General features: G+C 42.7%; 16 protein-coding genes. 1 reads left to right on the top strand and 15 read right to left on the bottom strand.

Annotation, left to right across the window (positions count from 1 at the left end):
- Window positions 1-14: 14 nt before the first annotated feature.
- From ACQZ43_RS03855 to ACQZ43_RS03875, 5 genes are all read right to left on the bottom strand, one after another.
- Entirely contained in the window at window positions 15-239 is a 225-nt protein-coding gene (locus ACQZ43_RS03855) for an AtpZ/AtpI family protein (RefSeq protein WP_430614584.1), read from the bottom strand.
- Complete coding sequence (locus ACQZ43_RS03860) at window positions 240-632, bottom strand: bactofilin family protein (protein ID WP_430614585.1); 393 nt, start codon at window positions 630-632, stop codon at window positions 240-242.
- A gap of 2 nt (window positions 633-634) precedes the next feature.
- A complete protein-coding gene (locus tag ACQZ43_RS03865) occupies window positions 635-3,250 on the bottom strand; it encodes a tetratricopeptide repeat protein (protein WP_430614587.1) in 2,616 nt (871 codons plus the stop codon).
- Window positions 3,251-3,426: 176 nt separating this feature from the next.
- Window positions 3,427-4,122 carry an ABC transporter ATP-binding protein gene (locus ACQZ43_RS03870; protein ID WP_430614588.1) on the bottom strand — a complete coding sequence of 232 codons (696 nt, stop codon included), beginning with the start codon at window positions 4,120-4,122 and terminating at the stop codon, window positions 3,427-3,429.
- 20 nt (window positions 4,123-4,142) lie between these two features.
- Window positions 4,143-5,612, bottom strand: a complete 1,470-nt coding sequence (locus ACQZ43_RS03875; RefSeq protein ID WP_430614590.1) for a DUF5687 family protein — start codon at window positions 5,610-5,612, stop codon at window positions 4,143-4,145.
- Between the two features lie 149 nt (window positions 5,613-5,761).
- Between ACQZ43_RS03875 and ACQZ43_RS03880 the strand changes: the two genes are divergently transcribed.
- Window positions 5,762-6,169 carry a hypothetical protein gene (locus ACQZ43_RS03880; protein WP_430614591.1) on the top strand — a complete coding sequence of 136 codons (408 nt, stop codon included), beginning with the start codon at window positions 5,762-5,764 and terminating at the stop codon, window positions 6,167-6,169.
- A 1,451-nt stretch (window positions 6,170-7,620) separates the two neighbouring features.
- Here the strand turns inward: ACQZ43_RS03880 and ACQZ43_RS03885 are convergent.
- From ACQZ43_RS03885 to ACQZ43_RS03930, 10 genes are all read right to left on the bottom strand, one after another.
- Window positions 7,621-8,604, bottom strand: a complete 984-nt coding sequence (locus tag ACQZ43_RS03885) for a TerC family protein (protein WP_430614593.1) — start codon at window positions 8,602-8,604, stop codon at window positions 7,621-7,623.
- A 199-nt stretch (window positions 8,605-8,803) separates the two neighbouring features.
- Window positions 8,804-9,799, bottom strand: a complete 996-nt coding sequence (locus tag ACQZ43_RS03890; protein WP_430614594.1) for an NAD(P)H-dependent glycerol-3-phosphate dehydrogenase — start codon at window positions 9,797-9,799, stop codon at window positions 8,804-8,806.
- A gap of 414 nt (window positions 9,800-10,213) precedes the next feature.
- The gene (locus ACQZ43_RS03895) at window positions 10,214-11,374 is read right to left on the bottom strand and encodes an iron-containing alcohol dehydrogenase (RefSeq protein WP_430614595.1); all 1,161 of its coding nucleotides are present in this window, start codon (window positions 11,372-11,374) and stop codon (window positions 10,214-10,216) included.
- Window positions 11,375-11,435: 61 nt separating this feature from the next.
- Window positions 11,436-12,020, bottom strand: coding sequence for a nicotinate (nicotinamide) nucleotide adenylyltransferase (gene nadD, locus ACQZ43_RS03900; protein WP_430614597.1), 585 nt, complete (start codon window positions 12,018-12,020; stop codon window positions 11,436-11,438).
- 12 nt (window positions 12,021-12,032) lie between these two features.
- Window positions 12,033-12,602 (bottom strand): guanylate kinase, encoded by a 570-nt coding sequence (gene gmk / locus ACQZ43_RS03905; RefSeq protein ID WP_430614598.1) that lies wholly within the window; start codon window positions 12,600-12,602, stop codon window positions 12,033-12,035.
- A gap of 22 nt (window positions 12,603-12,624) precedes the next feature.
- Window positions 12,625-13,473 (bottom strand): YicC/YloC family endoribonuclease, encoded by an 849-nt coding sequence (locus ACQZ43_RS03910; protein ID WP_430615585.1) that lies wholly within the window; start codon window positions 13,471-13,473, stop codon window positions 12,625-12,627.
- Between the two features lie 194 nt (window positions 13,474-13,667).
- Window positions 13,668-14,372 carry an aquaporin Z gene (aqpZ, locus tag ACQZ43_RS03915; RefSeq protein WP_430614600.1) on the bottom strand — a complete coding sequence of 235 codons (705 nt, stop codon included), beginning with the start codon at window positions 14,370-14,372 and terminating at the stop codon, window positions 13,668-13,670.
- A gap of 71 nt (window positions 14,373-14,443) precedes the next feature.
- Entirely contained in the window at window positions 14,444-14,785 is a 342-nt protein-coding gene (locus ACQZ43_RS03920; protein WP_430614601.1) for an arsenate reductase family protein, read from the bottom strand.
- A gap of 2 nt (window positions 14,786-14,787) precedes the next feature.
- Window positions 14,788-15,018: a ferredoxin gene (locus tag ACQZ43_RS03925; protein WP_430614602.1), complete on the bottom strand. Its 231-nt coding sequence runs from the start codon at window positions 15,016-15,018 to the stop codon at window positions 14,788-14,790.
- Complete coding sequence (locus tag ACQZ43_RS03930) at window positions 15,015-16,259, bottom strand: peptidase U32 family protein (RefSeq protein WP_430614603.1); 1,245 nt, start codon at window positions 16,257-16,259, stop codon at window positions 15,015-15,017. Before ACQZ43_RS03930 ends, ACQZ43_RS03925 begins: the two co-directional genes overlap by 4 nt.

Raw genomic sequence — 16,259 nt, forward strand, 5'->3', positions numbered from 1 at the left:
TGGAGTTTATAGATTTAATTTTTTTTACTGATTTGTTGTACTTGTTTAATAACCAAATACATGGATACGAAAACCCCCAATAGTGAGCAGCCGACGGTAAAACCCGAAAAATCGTTCGGGTATTTTTCGTCGAGCCACACACCCAAATAGGCCGCTGCTCCAATTAGCGCGCCCATTTGAAGCGCAATACCGGAGAATCGGAGGTATTGGTTTATTGATTTTTTGTCTTCTTGACGCATTTATTTTTTTAGTTTGGGCACTTCCTCCACCGGTAAAATTCCGGTCATCTCGCAGCTCACTTTAAAGACTGCTCCCGGTTCTACGGATAATTGCCCCACCTTAACCTCTCCCGACACCATGGCCGAGGATTTGAGAATCAAGGCCTTAGAAACCGTCATCACCCCTTCTATCCGTCCTTCTACATCGGCGTTTTCACAAATCACGTCGCCTTTTATTACGGCACTAGGCCCTAAAACCAGTCGCCCTTGTGAGGTAAAATTGCCGAGCAAAATACCGTCTAATCGGAAATCCGCCACCGTTTCTATAGACCCGTTAATGGTCGTACCCTCAACGATTCTATTGGTTTTCCCTAATAAGTCTGTGTAAATTTTCTTTTTGGGTTTGTCAAACATAATTATTGATTTTTCGTTTGCAAAAAAGAGTCCCAATTCTTTTTCACTTGGATTACGGTGTAATTCTCCGAAGAGATTACCAACGCTTCCTGGTTAATTTTATATTCCGCTGCATTTTTAAGATACGCAATGGCAGCCTGTGCTGCTTCTGCGGTCTGAAAACCGTGAATTACAAAAAACACTTCTTTGGCCGTATAATAGTCCTGCGAAAACTTCACTTTGGCATCGTGTCTGTCCAAGGCATAACGCTCGAGTTTTTTAGCCATCAACGAGGCGCTTTCCTGTATTTCCGCAGGTATGCGGTACACAATTTTCCAGCTCTTCGAAGGCGCATCGCTCCATTTTAAGGCGTTTAACTTGGGCAAATCTCGATTGATGATGCGCTCGGCTTCCTTGGCTTCGGCCTTACCAGCATAGGTTAATGCTACGTAGTTTAAAGCGGTTTTATAAACATCGACGCCCTCTAAGCGACCGATTATATTGGCCTTTAGCAAATCGAATTTCGGCAAATGATCGCTGTCTACAAATTGCATAATCGCTTGGTCAACTCCGTCCAAGGCTTCCACATAGCTCCCTTGGTTAAATGCTTTGTAGAGTTTGCCGTATACCTGTTCTGGCGAGCCTTCTACTTCGGACGAAATGTTTTTGTTTAGCAGCAATTCCGCGTATCTCGAATCGGCATGCTGACTCAGTATGTTTTGTTTCCAGCGCTCTGCCTTGGCCGGATCAATGCTCAAATAGATTTTATACAGATTGTATTTCGCCGGCAATACCAGACGATCTTCGGGATTAAAGGTCAATAAGGCTTCCAGTTTATCGGCAGCTAGCTGATATTCTGCAAACTTATCGCTGTAGATGGACCCGAGTTGGAAATATGCAAAATCACGGTCTTTCTTAATGGCCACCAACTCTTTGGGATCGGTTGGGATTTGACCTTTGTAAAAGTCGACGGAATAGCGGAGGTTTTCCTCCGGTTGTTCTCCGTTTGCCGCGCCATTGCCCTCTTGTGCAAGCAGGGTTTCCGAATCTCTACCCGGCAAAGCCGACGCGGTTGCCCAGCGCCAGTTTTCCTTCAATTCTCTGTTTCCCCAACGTTTTTTAAATTCCAATTTACCAAATGCCACCGCATTCTGCGAATAGAAATAGAAGTTGGATGCACCTCCGGCTTTGGCGCCTACGCCAGCTGGGAGTTTTTTCTTCAAAAAATCATTTTCTCCACCACCACTATCCAGGGGCATGGGATTGGAGATGGATGCAAATGGTGACTGTCCGCTGGTTTGCGGTGCTTTGCTGGCCAAGGCCGCTTTTTTGGCGTCTTCGGACTTCATCTTATCGATCAAATCGCCGATATAGCGCTCTTGTTCCGCATCGCTCATGCTGACCAATCGCAGTATACTATCGCTGGTTTTAGCGGTGCGTTCGTACAAGACCACATCGTGCAGGTTGTCGCGTTTTTTGGTAATTTGAAAAAACTCTTTGGTTTTCGGTGGCAACAAAACCAGCGTACTGTCGTAATACTGCCCCGCCCATTCATATTTGGCGCTGTTGAAATAAATCTCCGCCAGACTCTTATAGTTTGAAGCCTTTAGATAGTCGGCGCCATTGCTGTGTTTTAAGGCGGTTTTAAAATACGTAATCGCCTTGGGAACCCTTTCTTGTTTGAGATAGAACAAGCCCACTTGGCGGTTGAGCAAATCCAAATACGGTCGGTTTTCGCGGTCTTTCAACAGGTCTTTATACTTGTCTAAGAACGCGACGGTATCCACTGTTTTAATATCGCCGTACAACAGTTGATTGGCATGAGACTGAATCATATACGGTCGCGGAGCGCGTCGGTTCATGTCGATGACTTCCTGAAAGGATTGCAGGGCTAAATCCCTTTGATCCAATCGTCCGTATAATTGCCCCAGTATAAAGCTAAAACGCGCTTTTTCCTCTGTGCGTTCGGTCAGTTTTTTGGCTTGTTCTAAAGGGGCAACGGCACTGTCTTGATGACCGATATTCAGATAGGCCTGCGCGATAGTCGCCAACGCATCGGCTCTATTTTGCTTGGCCAAACTCGGTTCCTTAAGCATTTTTTTGATGTTTTGTATAGCCAGTTCATCATACATCAGTCGCAAATTGGTCTTTTCACGCCAAACCTTGGCCTCATTGATTTTATCACTATTGGGATATTTGTAGAGTATGTAATTAAATGCTTCTAATGCGGGTATAAAACGGTTGTCGTGGTAACGCGCTTTTCCCAACAACAGATAAGCCTCGTCCATTTGTGGATTTTTTTCACGTCCGCCTATGTACATCGAGCGCTTTTGGATGGCCTTTGTCGCCTTGTCTTCGGCCAACTGAAAATCGGGATCTTTGGCCTTGTCGTCCAATAAGGCGCGCTGTTCGGGCTGCATCCGCTCTATGGGCAATACCTCCCAAAAGTTATCGTGATACTGATCTCTCAGGTTGGCTAACCCTTTGTCAAAGGCGATATTGCCGTTGTACAAAACATTGAATTTTGTATTTAAAGACTGGAACTGCCTGTTTACGAGGGCATCTTTTTTGGTGGAACAGGCCCACAGCAAAACGCCCAACATCAAGAGTAAAATATATTTAGAGCTATTCGTTTTCAATATTCGAAGTTTAAACACTTAACTTTTAAAACACTTTTTTAGTATGACTACTGGGTAAAAATACGGCACTTTTATCTAAAAAAGTGGTTTTTAGGCAAAAATAAGAAATTCGCCCATCCAAAATTGGATCGGCGAATTCTAAGAATGAAAAATAATTGAATAGCAATTGCTGTAAATCAAACGGCAAAAAAGGCTTGAAGCTCGCTTAATGTATTTTCAGAGGTTTGTACATCTTTGACCAGGCGTCCCTTTTCCAGGGCCACGATACGGGTAGAAACTTCCACGGTATGTTGTAAATCATGGCTCGAAATCAGCATGGTTAGCTCTTGGGTGACTGTTTTTTTAATCATCAGCTTTTTGAGTCGTATTTGAGTGCTCGGATCTAAATTGGCAAAGGGCTCGTCCAATACAACCAATTTGGGATTTCCCAAAAATGCCGCGGCTATGCCTACCTTCTTTTGATTGCCCTTAGAAAAATCGCGCAGGTATTTACCGCTACTGAGAATTTCTCCGTTAAAAAAATCAACATACTCTAATAAGGCGTTTTCCAGCTGCTCTTTATTCAGACCGCGCAGGGCGCCGATAAAATAAAAATATTCCTCCGGCGTCAGATAACCGATAAGAAAGCTCTCATCGATAAAAGCCGCTGTAAAGGGCTTCCAGGCTTCGGTTTCACTCACGGCGAAACCGCCGTTGACCAACCCTCCGGTAGTAGGCTGTATCAAATCGAGCAGCAGGCTAAAGAAAGTGGTTTTCCCCGCGCCGTTGTTTCCCACCAACCCGAAGCACTCTCCTTTTTTAATGTGTAAAGAATCTATGGAAAGCACGGTATTGCCGTTGTAAACCTTGGATAAATCTCGTACGTGTATCATATTACATTTGGATTTTTACTTTAATTTTTTTGTTTAAATGCCTGTATGGCATCGTATTTTTCCCTTTTATAAAATTTTTCTACTTGATTAAATATCCTGTTTCTAAAGGCCAAACCGCACAGACCAACTACAGCCAGTACACTGATGGCTATTTCAAAACCGAAAAACAGCTTGAAACCCACGTAAATCAATACGGGCATTAGTATTTTGGGCATGGATACTAATATGGTTTTTAGGTCGAAAGCCTGTTGATTATCGAATATCTTTTGGTTGATTTCCAGATTGACAGGCATTTTTAAAAAGGCCCCTCCCCATAAAGTCAGATACGAATTTACGCCGATGTTAAAAATGGCCATACTCACTATAAGGGCGTATACCTCCCAACCAAAATAGAGATAGAAGGAACTGATCAACACTAAAATCACCGTGGCCATAACCATCAACCACCATTTCGCCAACAGATAATCTCTGTATTTGATATTTTGGCACATCAACAGGGAAAAATAGGCCGAATCCCAACTGGGTACCAACTGTCCGAAGTTGATTAAAAAACCGGCAGTAACCATCATAGCAGCGATTAAATCCATAAAATCATTGTCGTAACCGTCTATAATGCGAGTAAAGAATAAAAGCCCGAAAAACACGCTTAGAAAACTGTATACGACCGCTGTTCGCGGTCGTTTATTGCGCTTAATCATGCGCAAATCGTTCTTTAAAAAGACGCTGAGCCGCCCAAAGCGATTCAGCCAGTGAAAATCTTCCGACACAACAACCCGCTTGACCTGCGAAAAACCGGCATCGAGATACAGATTTTGATTGTAAAACTCCAAAGTGATTATATACAGCAGCAACAGCAATCCCAGCGCCGACAAAACCATTAGAGGAAACTCGTAGAAAGCGGTAAAAAAGCCGCTTACTAGCCCTTGGATATCGATGATTTGGAGGTATTGCAATGCCGTGCCCACGAGCAGCAGCGCTAGAGTTCCGTAGAAATACTTGGGACGATTACTGATCAACAAATGCAGAAAGTTTAAACTTCCTACGACCATCAGCAGGCTCAATCCCCAAAAAATCACTTTCGACAAGGTGAAGCCCTCCACTATTAAAACCGCACAAAAGGGAATAATCAAAAACAAGTGTACGCCATTGAAGATGGAAAACACGGATTTACCCAAAAAGTAATGGACCAGGCTCTTGCGTTTCACATTGAGTACTAAAAGTGGGCGAATATTCGCTGTAGGCAGTTTCTTAAAGATAAATCGCAGGCATAAATCTGCAGCAAAATAGTAAATCAGATAGGTATTGACCGTTTCAAAGGGCTTTAACTCGCTCTCTTCTAGGATAAAATAGCAACCGACACCCAAACCGAGGGCCAGAATGAACATATTAACAGCGGTAAACCAATAGATGATGCGTATCCAAATATTTACATTAAAAGATGCCGACCGAAAAAAAGCTTTCCACTCCAGGGGAAGTAAGTACTGTAACATAATCGAATTGCGTTTTGATTAATAAGTACTCCAAAGCCTTTTATTGTTACACTTTTCGGGCAAATTTATGCCAATATTAAGCCAGGGCGGCCACTACTGCTTTTTAATAATTATATTTGCACGACAAAAAAACACCCTGAATTGGTTTTATGAAAAAAGATATTGTTATTCCAGAGGTCAAAGATGTTTTCATGGCCGCTGTATACGAATGGAACGAAGAATTTGTAGGCTATGCTTGGTACGCCTACCTCATCAACCGAGGAGATTGTCCGCTGGAAGCGATTATGATTATCTCGGAAGCCGAAGGCGTGATCGCTGGTGAAGCGCGCAAGAGCAGTCTGTTTCGACATGCTTTTCCGCTATTGGGTCCAGGAGAAACCCTCAAAGTAGAATTGCTCGATGAGCAGCTCTTCCCCTTGAATAACCGCTTTATGCTGACCTACTTTTCACAAGGGATTTTATACGACAAAACCTATGTATTCCCCGCCGATAGTATAGCAACAGCACAGCTGATTGAACTGGACATCAACGCGCATCGCGGAATTTACTCCCTATAAAAAAACAAGGCTGTCTCTTAACGCGAGACAGTCTTTTTTTGTTTATTCGCGGATTTGCTTATTCGCGTATGCGCCAGTTTATGTAAAGTATCGCAGTTTCCGAATTAAAAAAGTAGGCATTTTCAAATTTACCGCAACCCAAAGCGCATCCGCGCATCAGCCTTTTTTTGCTTATTCGCGGATTTGCTTATTCGCGTATGCACCAGTTTACGTAAATTAAGACAGTTTCCGAATTAAAAAAGCACGCATTTAAAATTTACCACAACCCAAAGCGCATCCGCGCATCAGCCTTTTTTTGCTTATTCGCGGATTTGCTTATTCGCGTATGCGCCAGTTTATGTAAAGTATTGCAGTTTCCGAATTAAAAAAGCACTCATTTTCTAATTCACCTCAAACTAAGGCAAATCAGCCTTTTTTTGCTTATTCGCGGATTTGCTTATTCGCGTATGCGCCAGTTTATGTAAAGTATCGCAGTTTCCGAATTAAAAAAGCACTCATTTTCTAATTCACCTCAAACTAAGGCAAATCAGCCTTTTTTTGCTTATTCGCGGATTTGCTTATTCGCGTATGCGCCAGTTTATGTAAAGTATCGCAGTTTCCGAATTAAAAAAGTAGGCATTTTCAAATTTACCACAACCCAAAGCGCATCCGCGCATCAGCCTTTTTTTGTTTATTCGCGGATTTGCTTATTCGCGTATGCACCAGTTTATGTAAAGTATAGCAGTTTCCGAATTAAAAAAGTACTCATTTAAAATTCACCACACCCCAAAGCGAATCAGCCTTTTTTTGCTTATTCGCGTATGCGCCAGTTTATGTAAAGTATTGCAGTTTCCGAATTAAAAAAGCACTCATTTTCTCATTCACCTCAAACTAAGGCAAATCAGCTTTTTTTTGCTTATTCGCGGATTTGCTTATTCGCGTATGCGCCAGTTTATGAAAAGTATTGCAGTTTCCGAATTAAAAAAGCACTCATTTTCTAATTCACCTCAAACTAAGGCAAATCAGCTTTTTTTTGCTTATTCGCGGATTTGCTTATTCGCGTATGCGCCAGTTTATGAAAAGTATTGCAGTTTCCGAATTAAAAAAGCACTCATTTTCTAATTCACCTCAAACTAAGGCAAATCAGCTTTTTTTTGCTTATTCGCGGATTTGCTTATTCGCGTATGCGCCAGTTTATGTAAAGTAAGGCAGTTTCCGAATTAAAAAAAGTACTCATTTAAAATTCACCACAACCCCAAGCGAATCAGCGCATCAGCGAATGGACGAATCAGCCTTTTGTTGCGTCTTCGCCAGTTTACGTAAAGTATCGCAGTTTTCGAATTAAAAAAGCACGCATTTAAAATTCACCACAACTCCAAGCGAATGGACGAATCCGCTTATTTTCTAAAGAACCTAAAACACAAAGAGGCTGTCCTTTTGAGACAGCCTCTGTATTTGATGTAGTATAAGGGTTAGGCCTTCGCCTTAGGCGGAAACAACAGCGACAATACGATAGATAGGGTCAATACGGAACCAATAACCATTAAAGACACCCACGACTCCATGTGATAAAAGGGGGAGACTATCATTTTGGCTCCAATAAAAGCCAAGATAATGGCTAATCCGTATTTTAGTTTGCTAAAACTGTCCATGAAATTCGCCAATAAGAAATAGAGCGAACGCAGTCCTAAAATAGCAAAGATATTTGAGGTATAGAGTATAAAAGGGTCGTCTGGCGCGATGGCAAAAATAGCGGGTATGCTATCTACCGCAAAGAGCAAATCGGTAAATTCGATTACGACCAAAGCCACAAATAGCGGCGTGGCCATGCGCACTCCGTTTTTAACGGTAAAAAACTTGTCGCCATCGTAGTCCTCACTAACTTTAAAAAACTTGTGTACTAGTCGCACAGCGGGATTCTTGGACAAATCTGCCTGAGCATCATTCTCCTCCTTGCTAAACCACGACTTAAAACCGGAATACAAGAGGAACACCCCAAAAATAGTGAGTACGGCATTGATACGCACGGTTTGTCCGAACAGATTCATATCGGGTAAATACGTGTGATTGATCAATTCAACACCGGCAAAGATAAATATGGCTCTAAATACTAAGGCCCCAATAATTCCCCAGAACAACACGCGATGGTGTAGGTGCTTGGGTACTTTAAAAAAGGTAAAGACCAAGATAAACACAAAGAGGTTGTCGACGGAAAGGGCTTTTTCTATCCAATAGGCCGACTGGAATCGGGCAAAGTTTTCGAAATCCATGTAGAAGTAGATCACTCCACTAAACAACATAGACAAAGAAATCCAGACGATAGACCAAGTTAAGGCTTCCTTCGTAGAGACCTCATGGCTTTTTTTGTTGAAGATTCCCAAATCTAACAACAACATAATGAATACGGCAATACCAAAAACGGTCAAAATTCCCGGATGATTAATCAGATGATCCATAATTATATTTTTATTTTACTCGGCAAAAATAATTCTTAAAAACTGCCCCAAGAGAATCACTATAATCGATTGTAAATCAATTTATTACAATGCCCTAAAAAACACTGCAATCGCCACAACAAAAAAGCAACGAACTGATATTCAATTCGTTGCTTTAAAATTTTTTGATTTATTCGCCACCATGCTCTATGGGTAAAAATTAATCCAATTTATCGGTCAATTTTTTAAACACCTTTTTGGGGTCCTTACCCTCGTATAAGATGTCGTAAACCGCATCGATAATCGGTGTTTTAGCCCCGTATCTCTTATTGAGTTCGAAAGCACTTTTGGCGGCGTAATAGCCTTCGGCAACCATATTCATCTCCATTTGGGCAGACTTTACGGTATAGCCCTTGCCAATCATGTTTCCAAACATTCTATTTCTCGAGAAAAGCGAATATCCGGTTACGAGCAAATCGCCTAAATAAGCGGAGTCGTTGATATTTCTTTTCATCTTATGCACTTTTTGAATAAATTTTTTCATCTCTCGAATGGCATTGCTCATGAGCAAGGCTTGAAAGTTGTCGCCATAGCCCAAACCGTGTGCCATACCACAGGCAATAGCATAGATGTTTTTTAGCATAGCGGCATATTCGGTACCGACGATGTCATCGGATATTTTTGCCTTGATGTAATGACTGCTTAGACAAGCAGCAAGTACTTCGGCATTTTCCGTATTCGAGCAGGCAATAGTCAGATACGACAAGCGCTCTAGGGCTACTTCCTCTGCGTGGCAAGGTCCGGTTAATACCCCTATATTCTCATAGGGAACCTGATATCCTTGATGAAAATGCTCTCCTACAATCAAGCTGGTTTCGGGAATGATTCCCTTAATGGCAGAAAAGATCACCTTTCCCTCTAAACTCTCTTTTAGGTTTTGAAGTTCTGCATTTAGGAAAGCCGATGGAATGGCAAATATAATATAATCGGCATAGGCCACGGCCTCATTGATATCGTTGGTCAGGCGAAGTTGATCGGTATCAAACTCGACGGCACTGAGATAATTGGGGTTGTGTTTGTTAACTTTTAGTGCTTCTAAAGCGTATTCGCTTCGCATGTACCAAGCAATTTCAGACAGGTTTTCGCACAGCATTTTGACAATCGCCGTAGCCCAGCTTCCTCCTCCGATCACTGCAAATTTTGGATTTTCCTTCATATAACACATATTGTTCAACCGTCAAAAGTAGTTAAAAAACTAATTTCAAGCAATTAAGTATTCCTACGTATTAAAATAATGAAGTAAACATCATACGAAAACCCGCGTATATTTCAAACAAAAAAACTGCTTTTTAAACCTATTGCCAACAATAATGAAACGGATTCGTCAAAACCATCCATTAAAACCAAGCAAAGCCTCCAAGTAGCGTAAGGGGGTAAAATCATTAATTTGAAAAACTTTAACAGTTTCTTAATATCAGTAAACACAATCCGCTTTGTAATTATAGCGTTATCTTAAAGAATTGGACAGTGCGATATCAAAGTCATCGGTTTTCGGGACTTTTAAACAAAATGTCCAATCCTTTATATTTGGGTATAAAAGCGTTCGTTTGGATTCGAACGCTTTTTTTGTTTACAGGCTCTTTTGGAGTATTTGTTCCAGTTTTTCAAGATCCAAATTCTGATGCTCGCCCAATGCCGTCCATTGGCGATCTTTAAATCGCGCTACTATAAAAGGAATGGCTTTATCGGCGTCCTCGGTACATTCAGAAATTGTTGTGGGCATACCGGTTTGCTTAAAGAAGGCGGTGGTTCGTTCAATGGCTTCTGCAGCGATTTGATCGTCGCTAGCTGCTGAGATTTGCCAAACGCGCTTGCCGTATTGTGCCAGTTTTTCCTTTTTGCTTTCAAAAAGTACGCGATACAAATTAGGTCCGATAATCGCCAGGGTTCTCGCGTGATCGATTCCGTATAAGGCGGTTAGTTCGTGTCCGATGGCGTGCGTGGCCCAATCGACTTTTACCCCTTTGCTGATCAAGCCATTTAAAGCCATGGTACAACACCACATCAAGTTGGAAGCAGCCTGATAATCGCTGGGGTTTTGCAATACTTTGGGCGCTGTTTCTATCAGGGTTTGCAGGATTCCCTCCGCTATGCGGTCTTGTAAATCAGCTTGCTGTGGAAAGGTCAAATACTGCTCCATCACGTGCACAAAGGCATCGATCAATCCGTTTTGAATTTGACGTGTCGGCAGGGACTGTACTACGGTGGGATCGCAAATCGAAAACTGAGGAAACAAGGCTTCGCCGCCAAAGGAGAGCTTTTCTTGAGTAGCGGCAATCGTTACCACCGAACCGGAATTCATTTCACTTCCCGTTGCCGGCAAGGTTAAAACCGTTCCAAACGGAATCGCATTTTCCTTGATCAGCATACGCTCGCGGATAATAGTAATGGGATCTCCGGCAAACTTAACCGCTGCCGAGATAAACTTCACGCCATCGATAACACTGCCTCCACCTACAGCGAGGATAAAGCTGATGTTCTCTGCGCGAATTAGCTCCACTGCTTTCATCAAGGTTTCGTAATGGGGATTGGGTTCAATACCGCCAAAGGGCACCACCGTATAACCTTCCAAGGCTTCTACGACTTGCTGATGCACCCCGTTTTGAAAGATGCTTCCGCCTCCATAGGCCAACAGTATTTTCGCTCCAGGAGGTATTAGGGATTTTAACTTAGCTATTTGATCTGCTCCAAAAAGCAGTCGCGTGGGATTATACCATTCAAAATTCAACATAGTTCTCGCTTTTAAAGCTTAAAATTAAGACTTCTAAAACCGTTGCCCTGCTAAGTTTATGTTATTTTTTGTAGAATAGGTTGTGGTGGATGTACTTCCACACCTCGCTGTCGAGCAAGGGTCGTACGTCTTTGCTGTCTTTGATACCTTGTCGGATCGCCGTAGAGGATATTTCGATTACCGGCGCCTCGATTACCTGAACACGAGACAAATCGATGTTTGGCGGCAGTTGGGAAACCTCATCGGAAATTCGGGGGTATACATATATGGGATAGCGCTCGAGTATAACCTCGTAATTTTTCCATTTGCTCAGCGACTTCAGATTGTCTTCACCCATAATCAGCGCGAATTGATCTTTGGGGAATTTTTCTTGCAAATGGGCTAGGGTCGTAATGGTGTAGTTGGGCTGGGGCAAATTAAACTCGATATCCGAAGGGCGGATTTTCGGGTAGTTTTGGGTGGCTAAATGCACCATTTCAAGACGGTGGTAATCTTCTAACAATCCGCTTTTTTTCTTTAGCGGATTGTGAGGCGTGACCACCATCCATATTTCATCTAAATCACTGTATTGCGCCAAGTGATTGGCAATGATTAAATGGCCTACATGAATGGGATTAAAAGTACCGAAATACAATCCGATTTTCATGGCAAATTAGTTTTATTGAATAAATGCCTTAACGAGTTCATAGGCTTCATTTTGCGCTACTTCCAAGTCGTAGTTTTTAATAATGACATCGAATTGCGGCGCCGTTGCCAATTCGACAGAGGCCTTTGCAATTCTCATATTTATCTTGTCGTCGCTTTCGGTAGAACGCTTTTTCAATCGGATTTTCAATTCGTCTATACTCGGTGGTTTTACAAATACCGCCAAGGTTTCCTCTGGAAATTTCTTCTTGATACGCAGTCCGCCTGCCACATCGATGTCAAAAATCACGTTTTTTCCAAGGCTCCAAATGCGCTCGATCTCGCTCTTTAGGGTGCCGTAGAAATTATCGCGATACACCTCTTCCCACTCCAAAAAATCTTCGGCTTTGATGTGTTGTTTAAAATCGTGTAGCGAGATAAAATAATAATCCGTACCGTCGATTTCCGTCGGACGGGGTTCTCTCGAGGTAGCCGATATCGAAAAGGCCAAATTCAGATCTTCCCGTTCTAATAAATGTTTTACAATAGTGGTTTTCCCCGATCCAGACGGTGCTGAAAACACGATGAGTTTGCCTTTTTTCATAAAATTTCGTTCGGAATAACTATTATAATACGTTGAGTACTTGTTCTTTGATCTTTTCCAATTCATCCTTCATCAATACGACGAGCTTCTGCATTTCAGAATGGTTGGATTTCGAGCCCATGGTATTGATTTCACGACCCATTTCCTGAGCGATAAAGCCCAGTTTACGACCGTTGGCCTCTGAACCGGATAGGGTTTCTATAAAGTAATCCAAGTGATTGGTCAAGCGTACCTGTTCTTCGGTGATGTCCATTTTTTCCAAATAGTAAATCACCTCTTGTTCAAAGCGCTTTTCATCTACATTGACTTGGAGCTCGGCAAGATTGGTTTTCAATCGGTCTTTTACCGTTTGAATGCGCTGTCCGTCTAAAGCAGCTGCCTGTTGCATGCTGTTGCGAATATTGCCGATACGCAATCTGAAATCCGTTTCTAAGGTACTGCCTTCACTGCGTCTGAACGACTGTATATTGGTCAAGGCTTGTAAAATTACTTGTTGAATAGCCGTCCATTCGGCTTCGTCCAATTCCATGCGCTCCACCTTTAAGGCATCGGGCATTCTCACGGCCATCTTCATCAATTCCGTTTCATCGGCATCGGGCAAAATCGCTTTCATCTGATTGATGTAGGCCATTACTATAGGGGCGTTGATCTTGTTGGATGTTTCCTCTGCGGTAACTTCTACATATAAAGAAAAATCGACCTTTCCCCGTTCCAACTCCATTGCGATTTGATTTCTCAAAGGCAATTCTTTCTCTCTGTAAGTAAGAGGGAGTCGTACGTTTAGGTCTAAGCCTTTACTGTTTAATGATTTTACCTCTACAGTAATCTTTTTGGTGGGCAATTGCATACTCGCCTTCCCAAATCCAGTCATGGAATGTATCATATTCAAAAATAATAATAGCGACAAAGGTACTAAAAAAAGTACCGAGCCAAATTTTAGAATCGGTTATTTATAACATTTGCAATCACAACCTTGAATCCGTTCGACCCGGTTTTGGAGTTCTCGCAAATAAAAACACCTCGAAAGTCAAGAATCGAGGTGTTTATTATCGTATTTTTTTTTTCTTAGTTGGACTCCTTTTGGAGCAAAAACTTATATATCAAACCTCCAACGACGGCTCCGGCAATTGGTGCCGCCCAAAACAACCACAGTTGCGCGATGTATTCACCACCGACAAAAAGAGCCTGAGAAGTAGCACGGGCTGGATTTACAGAAGTATTGGTAATCGGAATGGATATCAAGTGAATTAAGGTCAAAGCCAAACCTATGGCTATACCGGCAAATCTGCCATTCGCATATTTATCGGTGGCACCTAAGATGACGATTAAAAAAAAGGCCGTCAATACAAACTCTGCGATAAAAGCAGCACAAACGCCATAACCCTGAGGGGAAAGCACGCCATATCCATTGGCTGCAAAGGCACCGGCTGTCGTGGAATCAATAGTATTGGCGGGATTTCCAGTATAAATAACATACAGTACAGCCGCCGCTGCAATACCACCAAAAACCTGTGATACGATATAAGGGGCTAGCTTATTTGCAGGAAACCGACCACTGGCATACAAACCGAACGAAACCGCTGGATTAAAATGTCCACCTGAAATATGTCCCACAGCATAAGCCATGGTTAATACCGTCAAACCAAAGGCCAAAGCAACGCCTAGATAACCAATACCAACACCGGGAACACCCGCAGCAAATAGCGCGCTACCGCAACCGCCAAAAACCAACCAAAAGGTTCCAAAAAATTCTGCAAAATAGCTTTTCATAAAATGAGTTTTTAAAGTTTTGTTAAATTTATAAAAAACTCATCTTAAAAAAATGTTTTTATCGTCCTTTTTTAAGAAATTAATTCCGTTATTGTTTTTGGAGAATTCCCAATGAATATGCGCGTTCCAACGATGGCTACCGGTCTACTCAAAAAGGTATAATGATCTAAAATCAACTTTTTATAGTCTTCTTCGGTTAATTTTACGTCTTTTAACCCGCGTTCTTTGTACAGTTTTGCGCGTCGGCTAAAAAGCGATTCGTAGCTGCCCGACAGGGCTTTCATCTCCTCCAATTCGCTAACTGTTATGGGATTCTCTTTGATGTCGCGCAGTTCAAACTCCGCTAGATTTGGAAGCTGCTTTAAGATTTTACGACAGCTATCGCAGCTTTTTAAGTGGTATATCTTTTTCATCACTAGATGTTTTTTACTTTAATAATGTGTACGGGACAGATTTTTTCCGCTTGTTCGCAGGCTTCCAAAATCGTGTAATCCGGCGACTTCAAGGTGTGAAACCCCTTGCTGTCCAAAGCCCTTAACAGCACGGTTTTACCGTCCTTTTTAGACATCTGAAACAGCTTGGGCGCTACCTCTACGCAGTAATTGCAGCCGATACACTTGTCGCGTTGCAAGGTAACGATAATCATGGGGTGGCGACAATTTTATAGATTTTATCCGACATTCGAATTCTAAAAGGCAGTTTTAGGGTGCAATTATTGCCTTTAGCAGCCTTCTCAACAGCCTGTTTATCGACGTACAACTCCTCGACTACCAACTCTTCTACTCCTGTAGTCGGGCCGGTAATCAATATGCGGTCACCGCGCTTAATTTCGTAGGCTTCAATTTTAAATTCGCCAATAGCTGCCTTTTGAAAATAGTGCATGGCCTTGCCCACATAGACCTTTTTTTGCGTGGCTAGAGAGCCCGAATTATCACTCCATTCTCCGAGTTGCTGTCCCAGGTAGTAACCGCTCCAAAAGCCCCTGTTATACACGGTTTCCAAAGCGGCCATCCACTGAGCTACGCCTTCTTCGCCAAAGCTTTGATCGGCAACCGCGTCGATGGCTTCCCTATAGGCCTTAACCACCGTAGCCACATATTCCGGAGCGCGACCGCGGCCTTCGATCTTTAGCACTTTGATTCCCGAATCGATGACTTGGTCTAAAAAATCTAAGGTGCACAGGTCTTTTGGCGACATCATATACTCGTTGTCGATTTCGATTTCGAAGCCCGACTCCTGATCGATGACGGTATATTTTTTACGGCAGTTTTGCTTGCAAGCACCGCGGTTGGCCGAGGAGTTGTGCGCGTGCAAGCTCAAATAGCACTTGCCGGATACCGCCATACACAGCGCGCCGTGTCCGAATATTTCAATTTCGACCAAGGCGCCCGAAGGTCCTTTGATTTGTTCTTTTTCTATTTGTAGGGTAATGCTCTTGATCTGACGCAAGCTCAGCTCGCGAGAGAGCACTATGGTATCGGCAAAAAGACTGTAAAAGCGCACCGTTTCAATATTGGTTACATTGAGTTGGGTAGAGATGTGTACCTCCAGGTCTATGGCTCTTGCCGAGGCGATTACCGCCTGATCCGAGGCAATCACCGCCGTTAGCTTGGCCTCTTTTGCCTTGCTCAACAACTGCTTGACTACCGACAAATCGTGGTCGTAAATAATGGTGTTCAACGTCAGATAGCTACGGACGTTTTTAGCCGCACAGCGCCGTGCGATTTCCGGTAAATCATCGACTGAAAAATTAACCGTTGCGCGCGCGCGCATATTCAACTGATCCACGCCAAAGTACACCGAATCTGCTCCGTTGTCCAAAGCGGCCTGCAGGGATTCAAAATTACCCGCAGGTGCCATTAACTCAACCTTTGTTGTAACCGCCAT

This window comes from Flavobacterium sp. JP2137 (assembly GCF_050562195.1).
GTDB lineage: Bacteria > Bacteroidota > Bacteroidia > Flavobacteriales > Flavobacteriaceae > Flavobacterium.

Bases quoted from the DNA above. Each gene is read 5' to 3' on its own strand.
- ACQZ43_RS03855 (WP_430614584.1), bottom strand. From the start codon at position 239: ATGCGTCAAGAAGACAAAAAATCAATAAACCAATACCTCCGATTCTCC.
- ACQZ43_RS03860 (WP_430614585.1), bottom strand. From the start codon at position 632: ATGTTTGACAAACCCAAAAAGAAAATTTACACAGACTTATTAGGGAAA.
- ACQZ43_RS03870 (WP_430614588.1), bottom strand. From the start codon at position 4,122: ATGATACACGTACGAGATTTATCCAAGGTTTACAACGGCAATACCGTG.
- ACQZ43_RS03875 (WP_430614590.1), bottom strand. From the start codon at position 5,612: ATGTTACAGTACTTACTTCCCCTGGAGTGGAAAGCTTTTTTTCGGTCG.
- ACQZ43_RS03880 (WP_430614591.1), top strand. From the start codon at position 5,762: ATGAAAAAAGATATTGTTATTCCAGAGGTCAAAGATGTTTTCATGGCC.
- ACQZ43_RS03885 (WP_430614593.1), bottom strand. From the start codon at position 8,604: ATGGATCATCTGATTAATCATCCGGGAATTTTGACCGTTTTTGGTATT.
- ACQZ43_RS03890 (WP_430614594.1), bottom strand. From the start codon at position 9,799: ATGAAGGAAAATCCAAAATTTGCAGTGATCGGAGGAGGAAGCTGGGCT.
- ACQZ43_RS03895 (WP_430614595.1), bottom strand. From the start codon at position 11,374: ATGTTGAATTTTGAATGGTATAATCCCACGCGACTGCTTTTTGGAGCA.
- nadD (WP_430614597.1), bottom strand. From the start codon at position 12,020: ATGAAAATCGGATTGTATTTCGGTACTTTTAATCCCATTCATGTAGGC.
- gmk (WP_430614598.1), bottom strand. From the start codon at position 12,602: ATGAAAAAAGGCAAACTCATCGTGTTTTCAGCACCGTCTGGATCGGGG.
- ACQZ43_RS03910 (WP_430615585.1), bottom strand. From the start codon at position 13,473: ATGACTGGATTTGGGAAGGCGAGTATGCAATTGCCCACCAAAAAGATT.
- aqpZ (WP_430614600.1), bottom strand. From the start codon at position 14,372: ATGAAAAGCTATTTTGCAGAATTTTTTGGAACCTTTTGGTTGGTTTTT.
- ACQZ43_RS03920 (WP_430614601.1), bottom strand. From the start codon at position 14,785: ATGAAAAAGATATACCACTTAAAAAGCTGCGATAGCTGTCGTAAAATC.
- ACQZ43_RS03925 (WP_430614602.1), bottom strand. From the start codon at position 15,018: ATGATTATCGTTACCTTGCAACGCGACAAGTGTATCGGCTGCAATTAC.
- ACQZ43_RS03930 (WP_430614603.1), bottom strand. From the start codon at position 16,259: ATGGCGGTTACAACAAAGGTTGAGTTAATGGCACCTGCGGGTAATTTT.